Origin of the sequence: Cupriavidus basilensis OR16, assembly GCF_000243095.1 — a bacterium.
Classification (GTDB): domain Bacteria; phylum Pseudomonadota; class Gammaproteobacteria; order Burkholderiales; family Burkholderiaceae; genus Cupriavidus; species Cupriavidus basilensis_D.
This window is the reverse complement of record NZ_AHJE01000010.1, coordinates 22,182-37,197: the sequence shown is the minus strand read 5'-3', so window position 1 is coordinate 37,197 and position 15,016 is coordinate 22,182. Positions and strand designations below refer to the sequence as shown.

Annotated in this window: 14 protein-coding genes and 1 pseudogene; 7 read left to right on the top strand and 8 right to left on the bottom strand. The window is 63.6% G+C overall.

Annotation, left to right across the window (positions count from 1 at the left end):
* Nucleotides 1–87: 87 nt before the first annotated feature.
* On the top strand, nt 88–1,050 hold the full coding sequence (locus OR16_RS03255) for a chemotaxis protein (RefSeq protein ID WP_006156537.1): 963 nt from the start codon (nt 88–90) through the stop codon (nt 1,048–1,050).
* 55 nt (nt 1,051–1,105) lie between these two features.
* On the opposite strand, the gene OR16_RS03250 is transcribed toward OR16_RS03255, so the two are convergent.
* From OR16_RS03250 to OR16_RS03230, 5 genes and pseudogenes are all read right to left on the bottom strand, one after another.
* Nucleotides 1,106–1,834 carry an amino acid ABC transporter ATP-binding protein gene (locus OR16_RS03250; protein ID WP_006156536.1) on the bottom strand — a complete coding sequence of 243 codons (729 nt, stop codon included), beginning with the start codon at nt 1,832–1,834 and terminating at the stop codon, nt 1,106–1,108.
* Nucleotides 1,815–2,479: pseudogene (locus OR16_RS03245) on the bottom strand (amino acid ABC transporter permease). The gene OR16_RS03250 and the pseudogene OR16_RS03245 overlap by 20 nt, the downstream one beginning before the upstream one ends.
* Complete coding sequence (locus OR16_RS03240) at nt 2,476–3,141, bottom strand: amino acid ABC transporter permease (protein WP_006156533.1); 666 nt, start codon at nt 3,139–3,141, stop codon at nt 2,476–2,478. Before OR16_RS03240 ends, OR16_RS03245 begins: the two are co-directional and overlap by 4 nt.
* A 146-nt stretch (nt 3,142–3,287) precedes the next feature.
* Nucleotides 3,288–4,070 carry a transporter substrate-binding domain-containing protein gene (locus tag OR16_RS03235; RefSeq protein WP_006156532.1) on the bottom strand — a complete coding sequence of 261 codons (783 nt, stop codon included), beginning with the start codon at nt 4,068–4,070 and terminating at the stop codon, nt 3,288–3,290.
* A gap of 66 nt (nt 4,071–4,136) precedes the next feature.
* Nucleotides 4,137–4,871: a GntR family transcriptional regulator gene (locus tag OR16_RS03230; RefSeq protein WP_006156531.1), complete on the bottom strand. Its 735-nt coding sequence runs from the start codon at nt 4,869–4,871 to the stop codon at nt 4,137–4,139.
* A gap of 365 nt (nt 4,872–5,236) precedes the next feature.
* On the opposite strand from OR16_RS03230, the gene OR16_RS03225 reads away from it, so the two are divergent.
* Together OR16_RS03225 and OR16_RS03220 are read left to right on the top strand one after the other, a co-directional pair.
* Nucleotides 5,237–6,286, top strand: a complete 1,050-nt coding sequence (locus OR16_RS03225) for a porin (RefSeq protein ID WP_063709560.1) — start codon at nt 5,237–5,239, stop codon at nt 6,284–6,286.
* A gap of 190 nt (nt 6,287–6,476) precedes the next feature.
* Complete coding sequence (locus OR16_RS03220) at nt 6,477–6,989, top strand: GlcG/HbpS family heme-binding protein (protein WP_006156529.1); 513 nt, start codon at nt 6,477–6,479, stop codon at nt 6,987–6,989.
* A 174-nt stretch (nt 6,990–7,163) separates the two neighbouring features.
* Here the strand turns inward: OR16_RS03220 and OR16_RS03215 are convergent, their stop codons facing one another.
* Entirely contained in the window at nt 7,164–7,928 is a 765-nt protein-coding gene (locus OR16_RS03215) for an alpha/beta fold hydrolase (RefSeq protein ID WP_006156528.1), read from the bottom strand.
* A 149-nt stretch (nt 7,929–8,077) separates the two neighbouring features.
* Between OR16_RS03215 and OR16_RS03210 the strand changes: the two genes are divergently transcribed.
* From OR16_RS03210 to OR16_RS03200, 3 genes are read left to right on the top strand one after another with little or no spacing between them, the layout of a single operon-like run.
* Complete coding sequence (locus tag OR16_RS03210) at nt 8,078–9,208, top strand: Bug family tripartite tricarboxylate transporter substrate binding protein (RefSeq protein ID WP_237716911.1); 1,131 nt, start codon at nt 8,078–8,080, stop codon at nt 9,206–9,208.
* A gap of 49 nt (nt 9,209–9,257) precedes the next feature.
* The gene (locus OR16_RS03205; RefSeq protein WP_237716910.1) at nt 9,258–9,890 is read left to right on the top strand and encodes a c-type cytochrome; all 633 of its coding nucleotides are present in this window, start codon (nt 9,258–9,260) and stop codon (nt 9,888–9,890) included.
* 53 nt (nt 9,891–9,943) lie between these two features.
* Nucleotides 9,944–11,080: an acetamidase/formamidase family protein gene (locus tag OR16_RS03200; RefSeq protein WP_006156525.1), complete on the top strand. Its 1,137-nt coding sequence runs from the start codon at nt 9,944–9,946 to the stop codon at nt 11,078–11,080.
* Between the two features lie 84 nt (nt 11,081–11,164).
* On the opposite strand, the gene OR16_RS03195 is transcribed toward OR16_RS03200, so the two are convergent.
* Entirely contained in the window at nt 11,165–12,004 is an 840-nt protein-coding gene (locus OR16_RS03195; RefSeq protein WP_006156524.1) for a helix-turn-helix domain-containing protein, read from the bottom strand.
* A 232-nt stretch (nt 12,005–12,236) separates the two neighbouring features.
* Between OR16_RS03195 and OR16_RS03190 the strand changes: the two genes are divergently transcribed.
* Nucleotides 12,237–13,397 carry an alpha/beta hydrolase family protein gene (locus tag OR16_RS03190; protein WP_006156523.1) on the top strand — a complete coding sequence of 387 codons (1,161 nt, stop codon included), beginning with the start codon at nt 12,237–12,239 and terminating at the stop codon, nt 13,395–13,397.
* 65 nt (nt 13,398–13,462) lie between these two features.
* Here the strand turns inward: OR16_RS03190 and OR16_RS03185 are convergent, their stop codons facing one another.
* On the bottom strand, nt 13,463–14,956 hold the full coding sequence (locus tag OR16_RS03185; protein WP_081488641.1) for an efflux transporter outer membrane subunit: 1,494 nt from the start codon (nt 14,954–14,956) through the stop codon (nt 13,463–13,465).
* Nucleotides 14,957–15,016 lie beyond the last annotated feature (60 nt).

Below are 15,016 nucleotides of genomic sequence, written 5' to 3'. Positions count from 1 at the left end.
CGCTGGAGCCACGCAGCGCTGCCGGGCCCGGGGGAAATCGATTAACACCGCGCGGCGAGCCCGCGCCAGGCGGGACAAAGGAAGCGTATGAGCAGCTCGATGAGAGACATCGACGAACGGACCAACCTGACCAACAACAACCAGTTCGAGTTGCTGTTGTTCCGCCTGGGCGAGTCGGACCAGTCCGCGCAGAGCGAAATGTTCGGCATCAATGTCTTCAAGGTCCGCGAAATCCTGGTCATGCCCCAGGTCACTACGGTGGTCGGCGGCGGCCCGGCCATGCTTGGCATGGCCGATATTCGCGGCCAGGTGATTCCGGTGATCGACCTGCCCAAGATGGTGGGATGCACGCCGCGCACCGGCCTCAACATCCTGCTGGTGACCGAATATGCGCGCTCCACGCAGGGCTTTGCCGTGGAAGCCGTGGAAGAAATCGTGCGCCTGGAGTGGAACCAGGTGGTCTCGGCCGAGACCAGTGTCAGGGGCGACATGGTGACCAGCATTGCCAAGCTCCATAACGAGGCCGATCCCGCGAACCCGCGCCTGGTTCAGGTGCTGGACGTGGAGCAGATCCTGCGCGACGTGCTGCCGACCCGCCAGCCGGACGTGGACCCCAAGACGGTCGGGCCGCAACTGAAGTTGCCCCCGGGCACCAGGATCCTGGCCGCCGACGATTCCGCTTTTGCCCGCAGCCTGATCGAGCAAGGCCTCAAGGCCATGGGTGTGCCGGTGCTGATGACCAAGACCGGCCAGGAAGCCTGGCAGCAACTGAGTGAGATCGCTGATCACGCTGCCGCCAACGGCCGCACCGTGCAGGACGAGATCGCGCTGGTGCTGACCGACCTGGAAATGCCCGAGATGGACGGCTTCACGCTAACCCGAAAGATCAAGGCGGATGCGCGCTTCAAGTCGATCCCGGTGGTGATCCACTCCTCGCTGTCCGGAACAGCCAGTGAGGACCACGTGCGCAAGGTGGGGGCCGACGCTTATGTGTCGAAGTTCCTGGCGAAGGACCTGGCGGATACGATCCGGGGCGTGTTGGCGAGGTAATGGCCTGCCCCCTCTGCCCCCTCTCCCGCGTGCGGCAGAGGGGGCAGGCAGTCCCTCAGGCCGCCATCCCCAGGAACTGCTGCAACTCCGGCGTAGCCGGATGGCTGAACAACTGCTCCGGCGGCCCGATCTCATGCACGCGCCCCTGATGCATGAACACCACCCGATTGCACACCTCGCGCGCGAAGCGCATCTCGTGCGTCACCATCAGCAGCGTCATGCCCTCGCCGGCCAACTGGCGCACCACGTTAAGCACCTCCATCACCAGCTCCGGGTCCAGCGCGGAGGTAATCTCGTCGCATAGCAGCGCCCGTGGCTGCATGGCCAGCGCGCGCGCAATCGCAACCCGCTGCTGTTGCCCGCCGGACAGCTGCTCGGGATAGCTGTCGAATTTCTCCCCCAGCGCCACCTTGGCCAGGCACTCGCGCGCGCGGGTCATGGCGTCCGACTCGCTGACGCCGCCCGCCACGGTGGGTGCCAGCATCACGTTGCGCCCCGCGCTCAGGTGCGGGAACAGGTTGAACTGCTGGAAGATCATGCCGACCTTGCGCCGCAGCGCGCGCAGCTCCAGCTCGCTGTCGCCGAGCTTGGCGCCTGCCACGGTGATATTGCCTTCGTCGATGCTCTCCAGGCCGTTGATACAGCGCAGCAAGGTGCTCTTGCCGGAGCCGCTCTTGCCGATGATGGCAATGACCTCGCCGGCCTCGACCTTCAGGTCGATGCCTTTGAGCACTTCGTTGGCGCCGAAGCGCTTCTTTACGTTTTCAATGGCGATGAGCGACATTGAGCTTCCTTTCCAGGTGACGGCTGTAGCGGGATAGCGGCCAGCACAGCGCAAAGTAGATCAGCGCGACCAACGCGTAGACGGTGAAGGGACTGAAGGTGGCGTTGGTGATCACCGTGCCGGCCTTGGACAGCTCGACAAAGCCGATGATGGACGCCAGCGCCGTGCCCTTGATGATCTGCACCACGAACCCCACCGTGGGCGCGACGGCGATGCGCAGCGCCTGCGGCAGGATCACGTAGCGCATCTGCTGCAGGTGCCCCAGCGAGAGGCAGCCGGCGGCCTCCCACTGGCCCTTGGGGATGGCCTCATGGCCTCCACGCAGCCGCGCCAGATCTCCGCCAGGTAGGCGCCGGACCACAGCGACAACGCCAGGCCGGCGGCCAGCCAGGCCGGGATCTCCACGCCGAACAGCGCCAGGCCGAAGAAGGCCAGGAACAGCTGCATCAGCAGCGGCGTGCCCTGGAACACTTCGATAAAGGCCCAGGCGGCGCGGCGCGCCGGTGCCCGGCGGCTGATGCGCATCAGCAGCACCAGCAGCCCGATGACGGCGCCGCCGGCAAAGGCCACCAGCGACAGCACTACGGTCCAGCGCACCGCCATCAGCAGGTTGCGCAGGATGTCCCAGTTTGAAAAATCGGTCATGACGCCCTCCGGAACAACTTGCCGCCGATGCCGCGCAGCACCTGGCGCAGGCCGATGGCGAGCAGCAGGTAGATGCCGGTGGTCAGCAGGTAGACCTCGAAGGCCCGGAAATTCCGGCCCTGGACGAAGTTGGCGGCAAAGGTCAGGTCCTCGACCGCGATCTGCGAGCAGACGGCCGAGCCCAGCATGACGATCACGACCTGGCTGGACAGGGCCGGCCAGATCTTCTTCAGGGCGGGGCGCAGCACCACGTGGCGAAACACCTGGAAGGGCGACATCGCCAGGCTGGCGCCGGCTTCGAGCTGGCCGCGCGGCACGGCCGCAATGCCCGCGCGGACAATCTCCGCGCTGTATGCGCCAAGGTTGATCACCATGGCCAGGATGGCGGCCTGCATTTCTCCCAGTTGCACGCCCGCGCTGGGCAGGCCGAAGAAGATAAAGAACAGCTGGATCAGGAACGGCGTATTGCGGATCAGCTCCACATAGCCGCCCGCGATGGCCGCCAGCCAGGGCGGGCCCTGGGTGCGTGCCCAGGCGCAGGCGATGCCGAGCATCACCCCCAGCGCGCCGCCCACGGCGGTGAGCTCAGCCGTGACCTGGATGCCGTGCGCGAACACGCCGGCGTAGTCGAAGGCCGAGAGGAAATCGAATTGGTAGGACATGCGGTAGCGATCGGTGGCGGCGCCCGCCTTGGGGCGCTCATGAGCGCGGAGCTGGCGCAGTACGCCGTGCCGCGGCGGCTGGCCGCCGGGCACGGCTTCCCGTGGCTTGATTCGTCAGTGCATCAACGCATCAAAGCATCGACGCGTCAAAGCGTGGCCGGCAGCGGCATGCCCAGCCACTTCATCGTGATCGCATTGAGCTCGCCATCCTTCTTCACTTGCGCCAGGATCGCGTTGACCTTGGCTTGCAGCTTGGGCTCGCCCTTGTTCAGGCCGATGAAGCAGGGCGAGTTCTTGATCAGGAACTTCGGCTCCGGCTTCTTGGGCGGGTTCTTGGCGAGGATGGCCGCTGCCACGACGTTGCCCGTCGCCACCAGTTGCACCTGGCCGGACAGGAATGCGCTGATGGTGCCGTTGTTGTCCTCGTAGCGCTTGATGGTGGCCGCCGCCGGGGCGATCTTGGTCAGCTCCAGGTCCTCCACCGCGCCGCGCGTCACGCCGATGGTCTTGCCGGCCAGCTCGGCGGCGCCGGTCACCTTCTGGTCGGCGGGGCCGAACACGCCGTTATAGAACGGTGCGTAAGCCTCGCTGAAATCGATGGCCTTCTCACGCTCGGCGTTCTTGCCCATGCTGGAGATCACCAGGTCCACTTTCCTGGTCTGCAGGTAGGGCACGCGGTTGGTGCTGGTGACCGGCACCAGTTCCAGCTTCACGCCCATTTTGCTGGCGATCAGCGCGGCCACGTCGATGTCCAGGCCCTGGGGCTTCATCTCGGCGTTGACCGAGCCGAACGGCGGGAAGTCCTGCGGCACCGCGACCTTGAGCACGCCGGCCTTGACCACGTCGTCCAGCGCTTCAGCGCCGGCGCTTTGCATCGTGAAGGCGAGGGCGGCGGCACCCAGGCCGAGGAGGAGTTTGGAGAGCTTCATAAGGGTCCTTGCTGGCTTGTCGTTGGGGTGGAAATGCAAAAAATCGAAATCGATGAAGCGGCTAGCTCAGGCCGCATGCCCCAGCGGGCTCAATGCCTGGCGCAGCGGATCCGGCGGGGCCGGCGGCGTGGCGGCGCTCAGGCCGGCCTCGACGTGGCGCAGGTGCGCGTCCATCAATGCAATGGCGCGCTCGGTGTCGCCCGCGGCCAGCGCGGCCACGATCAGCCCATGCTCGGCACAGGATTCGTTGGCCTGGTGGCTGGACTGGTAGCGCATGGCAATCAGCGTGGTGCGCGCCGTCAGGTCGCGCAGCGTATCGGCCAGCAGCACGTTGCCCACGCATTCGCCCAGGCACACATGGAAGTCGCCCAGCAGGTAGCTGCGCAGGGCGGTGTCGTCGGCGCTCAGCGCGCGCTGCTCCTGCGCCACGTGCTCCTGCAGCCGGCCGATGGCGTGCGCCGAGACCGGCGCGGCATAGCGCAGCAGGCCCAGCTCGATCGCGCGCCGGGCCGCAAACGCCTGCCGGGCTTCCTGGCGCGAGGGCTCGATCACAAACCAGCCGCGCCGGGCCGACACCGTGACGATGCCGCGCGCCGCCAGCCGGGTCAGGGCTTCGCGTACCAGAGTGCGGCTCACGCCGAACAGCCCGGCCAGCGCCTGCTCGCCCAGCCGCGTGCCGGGCGCCAGGCGCTGAGCCAGGATCGATTGCGTGATGCGCTCGGCAATCTCGGCGGAGGTGCTGCCGCGCAGGGGGCCGGCGGCATCGCTGAAGGCGGGAAGGGAAGGAGCGGCGAAAGTCATGCCAGGCTCAGTCGCAAGAGGTATGCCAGGCTGATATACAAGCGTGATGTGCAGGTTTTGTACGCAATACAGGGTCGGCATGGAGCGGGCGCGCACCAGTTGGGCGCGGTGTTTGCCGCTGGCGGGTGCAGGCGCACGACAGTGGTGCGGCGCACGCATTTCTGGCTTCCCTGGCAAATGGCCCGGTCTTTCTGGACGTAACCGCAAGCCGCGCGACGATTGGGATAGGTGGAAAAGCCTGTCGCGCCTTAATCTCCCTTCTGCCGATCCGCGCACCAGTCAAACGATAACTACGTGGCGCGAAGATAAACAAGGCGGCTAAGCAGAACCTTAACAACATAAGCATTAAGCCGGAGGAGAATGGGATGAGGAAGGCACGAGCATTGGTTGCGGTCGCATTGATAGGCCCCGCGCTGGCAAACGCTGAGAGCGGTGTGACTCTTTATGGTGTCGTGGATACCTACGTGGAATACGTGAAGAGCGGCAGCACTAATGTAGCGCGCCTGGAGGACGGGGGGCTGTATCAGTCCCGCTGGGGCCTGAGGGGCAAGGAAGAACTGGGCAATGATCTGGCTGCGGTGTTTGCGCTAGAGGCAGGCCTGGCGGTTGACACCGGCACCCTGCAACAAGGCGGGCGCCTGTTCGGGCGCCAGTCCTGGGCTGGCCTGAGCAGCCTCAAGTGGGGGGCGCTGACATTCGGACGTCAAAATACGCCGATCTACTATATCGAAGGGGCGGCATCCGCATTTGGCTTTTCCCCGTATGGCCCGCTGGGGCGCTTGCAAAATGGCGGCCCCGCGGGCAGCAGCCTGACTGCTCGGGCCGATAATTCAATCCGCGTCGAAAGCGCCGATTATGGCGGCTTGCAGGCCTCCTTGCTCTATTCCTTCGGCTCGGAACGCGCCACCGCGCCACGGGATGCCGATCGGATCAAAGCACTGGGACTGACCTATGGCCGTGGGCCGTTATGGCTGGGCCTGGCCTACGAACGGACCAGCAGTATCGGCGCGGTCGACGGAATGGACCGTGATGAGCGCGCGATCGGAGCCAGCTATGATTTCACGCTGGTCAGGCTCTACGCCAATGTACGCCAGGCAATTCTCTACAGGCCGGCCCAGGCGGAACTCAGGGATCGTGGGTGGCACGTGGGCATGACGGTACCGGTTGGTGCAAACGGCATGGTATTGCTTGCCTATGGTACTCAATGGACAACGGGCACGGGAAATCGCGGCGATCAACTGTCTTTTGGTTACCAGTACTTCGCCTCGAAACGGACGACGCTATACGCCAATGCCAGCAAGATCTGGAATACGAACCTGGCCAACTATACGTTCTCCAATATTCCCAACCAGGTCAGCAAGACCGGCGTTTCCGATCCGCGCGGTCTGATGGCAGGCATCCGGCATCTGTTCTGAGGCCGCGTGGGCAGGGCAGGGGAGGAAAGAAGTGGACGATTCGATAAATCCGCGGCTTTTCCCGCCGCTCACCCCCGCCCATACTCAGCGGGCTGGCTCGCACTGGCGGGCCAGTTTCTATCTTTGAAGCTGGAATGCATCCCTTGCTTCACTTCTTGTTTGACTTTCGCCTCGCCAGGAATGTAGTGACATGGGCAATTATGCATCTTGGTTGTTCCGCAGCGTGATAGCCGCATTGATTGCGGGCGGCCCGCTTTTCCCGATCCAGGCGCAGGCCCAATCGATCGATTTGACACGGGCCAGCCAGATGATTGCGGGCGCCATGCAATACGCGGCAAAGAACAAGCTGGCGGTGAGCATCGTGGTGGTCGACGCAGGCGGGCACTTCGTCTCCGGTGTGCGGATGGACGGCGCACCTTTTGGCACCTTCGACGTGGCACGCGGCAAGGCCGCCGCTACCGCAGCCACGGGAGGCGCATCCGGCGCGGACCTGGTGAAGCGCTATCAGGCCAACCCCATTGTCTTCGGGCAGATGAGCAGCTTGGTCTATGGAGGGCCGCTCTTTCCGTCCCAGGGCTCGCTAGGTGTATTTGTGGCGGGAAGGCTCGAGGGCGCTGTTGGCGTCAGCGGCGGCCCTTCGGACGCAGACGAGGAGGCCGCGCGGCGTGGAATCGCTGCGATCGGCGCAAGCGAGGCGCCATAGCGCGGTTGAAATCGCTACTGGCATCAAGATGCATCCCCGGAGTTCGTGACATCATATCTTGCCAGCCAAAAACAGCCAAAAAAAAAAAACAGCCCAAAACGGGATCGCGAAGAACAGATGCGAGCGGCCCGTTCGCCAGCGAGGCCGGGCCGTCGCCATTCCCGCCAGCCCCGCTTAGCGCTGATCTTGCAGGTACCGCTCAATGAGCGATACCAGGTTCACCGGCGTTTCGTTCATGGGATAGTGGCCGGCGTTCCCGATGACCTCCAGAGAAACATTCCGATAAAGTTGGCCGTATGTATTTTCCATCAAGGCGGGTGTGATAGAAGGATCATGCTCGCCAACCACCAGCAATGTCGGTGTCTCATTTCCAGCGACCTGGGCGGACAAGTCCGTATCCGCCCAGGCGTGGAAATACTGCTCGAATGCAGATTGCTCCGAGTGTGCAATGGAGTCCTCCACCATTGCCTGCAACCATGTTCCCGAATGCCGCTTTCCCGTTGTGTTATCGATAATGCCGTAGCGTGCCTGCGCATCGTGCGCGGCACTCTCGAAGTAGGCACGGGTCGCCTGATCGAACGGCACCGGACCCGGCGGCACGGGCGTAATGCCCACCATGGCGGCCACCTGCTCAGGAGCACGTATCGCCATGGCCTGCATGGCTTTGCCGCCCATCGAATGGCCCATCACGGAGAATCGTTTCCAGTTCAGCCGGTTCGCGAGCCGAAGCGCGTCGCCGGCGGTTTCCGCAATGCTGAACTCGCCACCCATTTCACGCGAGCCGCCATAGCCGCGGCAATCGAGGAAAGCATAGGTGAACCTTTCGACATCAAGGAGCTGCTGGAATGGGCCCCACCCCCTGGCATGCCCGAACCATCCGTGCAATGCGATCACCTGAGCCGGACCGTGGCCAATCAGTGTGTATGAATTTTCGTGCATCTGCGTCGCCCTCCATTTGTTTGTGGTTCTAATATATTGCAATATATTGGAGTATAAATAACCATCCGCATTCGAATTTTTGGATGATTAGGTAATTAACGTAATGGATGGTGATGTCGATTTCACGGTGTTGAGGTTCCCGAGAGTCTTTGTCCATCTTCATCGTGTTCTTCCGCAGCCGCGGTGCGGTGGAGGAAGCGGTAAATTCATGGATGATCTGGAAAGCAGTGTTTTATGAAAATGCTAGAGTAGAAGATAGCATTAATAATAAGGAGGCAGTAACTATGTTCTACAAGAAGAGATCGATCCTTTGCGCCGGGAAGGCCGGTATCGCGACGTGCCTGGCCCTCCTGGGCCTGCTTGCGGGGCCATCCTTCGGGCAGGCCGCCAGCGACTGGAAGCCGGCGAAGCCGGTCACGTTTATTGTTCCGTTTCCACCCGCCGGCATCAATGACGTGCTTGCCAGGATGCTCGCGGAGCGGCTCGGGAAAGCGCTTGGCCAACCGGTCATCGTGGAAAACAGGCCTGGCGCAAGCGGAAATATCGGTGCCGACGCATTGGCAAAAGCAGCGCCGGACGGACAGACGATCGGCATTCTGAATAGCATTCACGCCGTCAATGCGGCCTATTACAGGAAGCTCCCCTATCGCTTGCCGAGCGACCTTGTCCCGGTTGCACCGCTTGGCGAATCACCGCTGGTGCTGGTCGCAAATCCGCATGCGCCATACAAGACCGTGGGAGAGCTGATTGCCTACGCCAAGCTCAACCCGGGAAAACTGAACTTCGGAGGCCCGACCGGCTATCCATTGGAGATGATCAAAACGATGTCGAATGTCGACATCACCAATATTCCCTACAAGGGTAGCGGTCCAACCATCAACGACATGATCGCCGGCCATATCGATCTGGCCATGGGGCCGCTGCTGGAGTACATGCCGCATGTCAAAGCGGGAAAGCTGAAGCTGCTGGCGGTGGGGACGGCGAGGCGCCTCAAGGAACTGCCGGATGTCCCGACGGTGGCGGAGAGCATTCCCGGGTACGACGTGACCGTCTGGTATGGCATGTTCGTGCCCAAAGGCACGCCCAGGCAGGCCGTTGAGCGCCTGCGCGCGGAAACCAAAGTCATCCTCAACGATCCGGCGGTTCGCAGGCATCTGGCTGAGCTGAGCGTGGACACGAGCTTCAGCCAGGACGGAGCGGATGCCCTCGCCAGCCGGGTAAAGGCGGAGACCGACAAGTCCCAGGCCATTGTGTCCAGGACCGGCGCTTATCTCAACTGACGAGGATGCCTGTCAGATGCGAAGAAATGACGATTCGAGACGGCTTGTTGTGCACCGATTGGGCACCGCCGCGGCGGGAGTTCTGCTGCTTGCGGCAGGCGCGGCTTCCGCGCAGGCACCGCAGGCCGCGCGTGGTCTGCCAGTGGCGAAGATAGCGGCGCAGACATGCGCGGCATGTCATGGGCCGGCCGGCACCAGCGCAGGCGGACAGTTTCCGAACCTGGCTGGACAGAACGAAGCCTATCTCTACAAGCAACTGGGGCAGTTCAAGGGCGGCGCGGGTGGCAAGCCGCTGCGCAGTAGCGAGATCATGGAGCCGATCGCACGGCAACTGGATGACAAGCAGATGAGGGCGCTGGCCCGTTTCTATAGCCGCCAGCTGCCGGGCCCGGGCAAGGCAACCGATCCCGCCCTCGTCGAGGCTGGCAGGTCGGTCTATTGGAAAGGGAATCCCGCCAGTGGCTTGCCCGCCTGCGTCTCCTGCCATAGGCCGAACGGCGAGGGGATTGTCCCCGATTTTCCCCGCATAGCGGGCCAGCACCCCGAGTATGTCGCGCAGCAGCTCAATGCGTGGAGATCCGGCGCGCGCGGCGGGCCGGGAAAACTGATGAGCCTTCTTGTTCCGCTGATGACGCAAGAGGAAGTCTCGGCGGTTGCACAGTACGTTGCGCAACTTAAGTAGGAACATGGTTGTCGGCGCGATTCGGAAACCTTATCAAGTTCAATGGAGTTCCCATGATGACAGACAGACGGCAGTGGTTGAAGACGACGGGCTCGCTAGGGCTGGGAGCAGTCTGCACCAACGCGCTCAGCGCATCGATCGGTAATCCTGCCTCGGGCGGCGAGCAGGCAGTGAGCGAGCCGCTGCCGGTTACGAAACCTCGCATCATGCACCGCGTCGTGTCGAGCGATGACACGGTCAGGGTCGGTATCCTGGACCCGAGAGCGGCGCCCGTTGCCACAATCGACTCGGGCGACCTTGTTGCTTATCCCAATACCTGGGTGAACTGGGCCAACGGGGCCAAATACGGCATGGCGTACGACGAGCGCGAGCCAGTAAGAAGGCGGTTTCCCCAGGGTCCGTACTCCAATGTGGGCCCGGTGGAAATCCGGGGCGCAATGCCTGGGGATGTGGTCGAGTGCAGGATGATCAAGCTGCGGCCCATCGGGTGGGGCTGGAATTCCGCGCCAAAGGGCGTTGGTGCGCTGCCCAGCGATTTCGATAAACCCTACTTGCGATATTTCAAGTTTGACGAGTCGCGGCAGCATACCGAGTTTGCGCCTGGCGTGCAGATCAAGCTGGCGCCATTCCAGGGTGTCATGGCAGCGCAGCCAGCCGGCGACGAGCCGGTCAGCGGCATTCTGAGCGGGCCGTACGGCGGCAATCTCGTCTTGCGGGAATTGGTCGAGGGAACCTCGCTCTTCCTGCCGGTGCAGCGGCAGGGCGCTCTCATCTGGACAGGCGACTCGCACGCGGTCCAAGGCGACGGCGTCGTGAATCAGACGGCCATTGAAACCGCGATGGAGGATCTGCAGATCCAGTACTTCCTGCACAAGAAGGTGGCCCTGGCGCAGCCAATGGCGGAGACGCCGACGCACTGGATAACGCTGGGCTTTGGCAAGAACCTGGATGAGGCGCTGACTTCCTGTGTGCGCCAGATGATCGCGTGGCTAAGCTCGGCCTCTGGCATCGAGCCTCAAGATGTCTATTCACTTTCGAGTATTGTGGCCAGCTTCCGAATCACTCAGTACTCAAACCAGACGGCTACCGCATATAGCGCGATTCCATCCAAGACGGTACACGGGATGATGCCAAAGTCGGCGTTCAGCAAAGCGCTTCGCGACCGTATATCGAGCTCGCTCCGAGCCTGACGCGTCGCTTGTTGTCATGCAGGGCGGCCACGTGGTCGCCCTCATTGTTTTCAGGCAGCGGGTAGCCGCGAGGCTTGAGAATACTCAGGCCAACGCGCCATTTCGGCGAAACTCGGTGGGACTCAGGCCAAGGTGCTGTACGAAGAAGCGAGTGAAGTGGCTTTGGGCGCTGAATCCCAGTTGATGCGAGACGTCGCCGACGCTCACGCCGGGCTGGGCCAGCAGTCGAGTGGCCTGGCGTACCCGGACCCAGTCCAGGTATTGCTGTGGCGACACGCCCATGCACGCCTTGAACTGGTCGAACAACCGGCTGCGCGATATCCCGACCGCGGCCGCGACGTGTTCCACGTTCGGATTCTCGGCGGCATGCTGGCGTATGTAATCGGCAGCCCGCCGGACCCGGAAGTCCAACGGGCGCGAATTGGCCAGGATCTCGGTCATGTTCCGTTGTCGCAGATGGTTCTGTGCCACGCCCTGAACCAGGCTCGCCAGCACGGCTTCGATGCCGTCGGCGCCGTCTTCGGTACCTTGCTGCGCCATCAGCGTTGCCAGCCATTGGAGGTCGGTCGCGGTCTTCTCGCTAACGGGCACGCTTGCGCTGCAGAAATGGCAACCCGATGCCGGATTGGTGACGCCGGTGGCGTTGCCGAGCCACTCCGGCTCAAGCAGTAACGCCAGGAGCAGTGAAGGGTCTCCACCGCTGTCGAGCTTCGAGTGCGAGACCCATGGATTGAACGCTAGCGCCGAGCCATCGAGAACGCGCACCGTTTGGCCATCCGCGACGAAGCTCGCGTCGGCGCCGCCAAGCTTGAAGATGAGATGGAATTCAGCATGCGCATGGGAAACCAGCGCACCGTCGATCAGGTGCAAGGTTGCGCGGCCATATCTTCCTCGTGCGATGCGAATCAGGCGGTCCTTGGTCATGAGAAATCTCCAGCCATTTCATTCATTGGCAAATCGGCATTATCGGACGATCCGGTAATTGCGATGATGGTTGGGTTATGCCAATGCTGTTGAATTTCTCTAGAGTCTACGTGTCAGGGTGCGGCCTTAACAATAGGTAGTTCCCTGCGGAATCACGGTGAATTCAAGGTGTTCATGTTCGCATTAATGCCCATTGCATGAAGCCGATGACTGACAAGAACTTGGAGATGTTATGTTTCAGTATTTTCCCGGCAACTATATGTGGTCTCTCTCGGTCCTGCGCTGCCTGGCGGGCGGAGGGCTGTTCGGCGAAATCGATTGGGCGTGCCGCAATCTTCACGAAGCGTCCCGGGTGGGCGCTGCGGGCGATGGGGAGGCCTGGTACAAGGCATGGGGGCAGCTTGCCGAGCAGGTTGAGGCGGTTGCTGCCGAGGCTGCCCGCGATGGCCGGAATGTGACCGCGCGGGAGGCATACTTTCGGACAGCGCAATACTACCAATGGACAGAAGCATTCCTGGATCCTGACGATGCCCGCGCCCCCATCGCCTATGCCAAGCATCTGGCTTGCTTTGAACGCTTCGCCCAATTGTCCACGCCGGAAGTCGAGATATTCGACATTCCTTTTGATGGGGCAGCGCTCACGGCTTATTTTGTCAAGGCGCAAAATACCAGTTCACCCGCGCCGACCGTGCTGCTGCACGACGGGCTCGATGGCACCAAGGAAGAAATGTTCTATGTGGCGCGTTCCCTTTCGGCACGCGGTATCAACTGCCTGGGATTCGACGGTCCTGGCCAAGGCGCTACGCTACGCCTGAAGAAGCTCGTGGCCAGGCACGATTCGGAAGTCGCCCTTGGCGCCGTGGTCGACTACGTATCGAAACGCGCAGATGTCGATGCATCCCGCATTGGCCTGATGGCAGCGTCCATGGGAGGCTACTACGCGCCGCGCGCGGTATGCTTCGAGAAGCGGATCAAGGCATGCGTGGCCTGGGCTGCCATCTATGACTACTATGCTTGCTGGCAGCGGCGCGTGGGCTATGAAAAGGGCGTAGGCATCAAGCAACTCGATGGCAACGCGGCGCTCGGTACCACGGGCAAGCATTTCCTGCGCATCATGGGGGTCGAGAACTGGGACCAGGCGTTCGACAAGCTGGAGCGCTTCCGTCTCAAGGGCGTGGCATCCAACATCACCTGCGACTTCATGATCGTCCACGGCGAGCACGATCGCCAGACGCCGCTCGGGGAGGCGCAGGCGCTGTTTGCCGAAGTCAGCTCAAAGCACAAGGTACTGCGGGTCTTCCGGGAGGAAGAGGGCGGCGCCGCGCACGTGCAGCTGGATCGGCCCGAGCCAGCGCTTAGCATGATCTGCGACTGGTTTGTCGAGCGCCTGTAGGCGCTGGCATCCCGGCGCAGCGGGAGGCGGCGAGCCTTTGCCGCCTCCCGCTGTGCGGTCTCGGCTTACCATCCGCCGCCCAGCGACCGGAACGTCGCCACCGCGGCGCGGGCGTTGTCCGCGTGCACGCGCGCCTGCTGGTCGCGCGCGGCCAGCAACTGGCGCTCCTCATCCAATACCTCGAACAGGCTGACCGTGCCGCCTTTGTAGGCGTCCTCGGTGGCGCCGCGCGCACGCTCGTGGGCGTCGATCTCGATGCTCAGCTCCTTGCCTTGCGATTCCAGCTCGGTCAGCGTGACGATGGCGTTCTCCACGTCCTCGGTGGCGCGCAGCATGGCCCGGCGGTAGTTGACCAGCGCCTCGGCGTTGGCGCCTTTGGCTTGCGCCACCTCGGCATCCACGCGGCCGAAGTCAAACAGGCGCCAGCGCAGGCCCGCTGCCGCCACCGGCTGGAACGCAGCGGCGGAAAACAGCTTGGCGCCGCTCAGGCTTTCAAAGCCGAGCAGCGCGGATAAGGACAGCTTGGGGTAATACTCGGCCGTGGCCGCGCCGATGCGCGCGCTGCTGGCGGCCAGCCTGCGCTCCGCGGCGATCACGTCGGGGCGGCGGCGCAGCAGGTCGGCGGGCCCCTGGGCCACGGAGATGGCCGGCACGGACATGCCGTTCGGCAGGGGGCCAAGCTCGGCTGCGTAAGTGCCCGGCTGCGCGCCCATCAGCACATCGAGCCGGTTCAACTGGGTTTGCAGCTCGATCCGCAGCGGCGCAATGGTGACGCGCGCCTGCGCCACCAGCGCCTGCGCCTGGGCCACCTCGCGGCTGGAGGCCAGCCCGTCGTGCAAACGCAATTGCACCAGGTCCAGCAGCTTGCTGTTGTTCGTCACCTGTTCCTGCGCGATGGCAATGCGCTGCTGGGCGCCGCGCACGCGGAAGTAGGCATCGGCGGCCTCGGCGGCTACGGAGACGCGCGCGCCGAGATGCTCGGCCTGCGCGGCCTGCGCCTCGGCGTCGGCCGCCTCCGCGCCACGCCGCAGGCCGCCGAACAGGTCGATCTCCCAGCTCGCGCCTGCGCCGACATCGTAGAGCGCGGGATTGCGGTTGTAGCCCGGGAACTTGCTGGCGATCTTCCCAAGCGGGCTTTCCAGCGACTGCCGCTCCTTGGCTGCCTGCGCGGACAAGTTGCCCTGGGGCAGCAACTGCGCGCCGGCCTCGGCGGCAGCGGCCCGCGCCTGCTGCACGCGGGCGAGCGCGGCGGCCAGGTCCAGGTTCTGGTCCAGCGCGCGCTGGACGATGCGCGTCAGCGCTGGATCGTCGAACCCCGTCCACCAGGTATCCAGCGGCGGCGCCGGCAGGTGCGTCTCGCGCGCGGCCAGCACATCGGCATGCGGGTAGCTGGCCGCCGTGTCGGCTTCGGGTGCCTTGTAATCCGGACCTACCGCAGCGCAGGCCGCCAGGCTAAGTGCCGTCAGCGCTGCCACGGCAAGCGCCGTGGCTCGCTCCGCATGCCGGCGGATGTGCGGGTTCGACAGGGTGGGCCCGCAACGGGGTGAAGTCCGATTCATGTCCATCTCCTTCAGGGAAGCGCCCAAGCGGCGTGCTCTCCGCTTCGAATGCTCTGTTCA

Coding starts and splice junctions, on each gene's coding strand:
- OR16_RS03225 (WP_063709560.1), top strand. CDS start 5,237: ATGAGGAAGGCACGAGCATTGGTTGCGGTCGCATTGATAGGCCCCGCG.
- OR16_RS03230 (WP_006156531.1), bottom strand. CDS start 4,871: ATGACTTTCGCCGCTCCTTCCCTTCCCGCCTTCAGCGATGCCGCCGGC.
- OR16_RS03215 (WP_006156528.1), bottom strand. CDS start 7,928: ATGCACGAAAATTCATACACACTGATTGGCCACGGTCCGGCTCAGGTG.
- OR16_RS03185 (WP_081488641.1), bottom strand. CDS start 14,956: ATGAATCGGACTTCACCCCGTTGCGGGCCCACCCTGTCGAACCCGCAC.
- OR16_RS03195 (WP_006156524.1), bottom strand. CDS start 12,004: ATGACCAAGGACCGCCTGATTCGCATCGCACGAGGAAGATATGGCCGC.
- OR16_RS03220 (WP_006156529.1), top strand. CDS start 6,477: ATGGGCAATTATGCATCTTGGTTGTTCCGCAGCGTGATAGCCGCATTG.
- OR16_RS03235 (WP_006156532.1), bottom strand. CDS start 4,070: ATGAAGCTCTCCAAACTCCTCCTCGGCCTGGGTGCCGCCGCCCTCGCC.
- OR16_RS03255 (WP_006156537.1), top strand. CDS start 88: ATGAGCAGCTCGATGAGAGACATCGACGAACGGACCAACCTGACCAAC.
- OR16_RS03200 (WP_006156525.1), top strand. CDS start 9,944: ATGATGACAGACAGACGGCAGTGGTTGAAGACGACGGGCTCGCTAGGG.
- OR16_RS03190 (WP_006156523.1), top strand. CDS start 12,237: ATGTTTCAGTATTTTCCCGGCAACTATATGTGGTCTCTCTCGGTCCTG.
- OR16_RS03240 (WP_006156533.1), bottom strand. CDS start 3,141: ATGTCCTACCAATTCGATTTCCTCTCGGCCTTCGACTACGCCGGCGTG.
- OR16_RS03250 (WP_006156536.1), bottom strand. CDS start 1,834: ATGTCGCTCATCGCCATTGAAAACGTAAAGAAGCGCTTCGGCGCCAAC.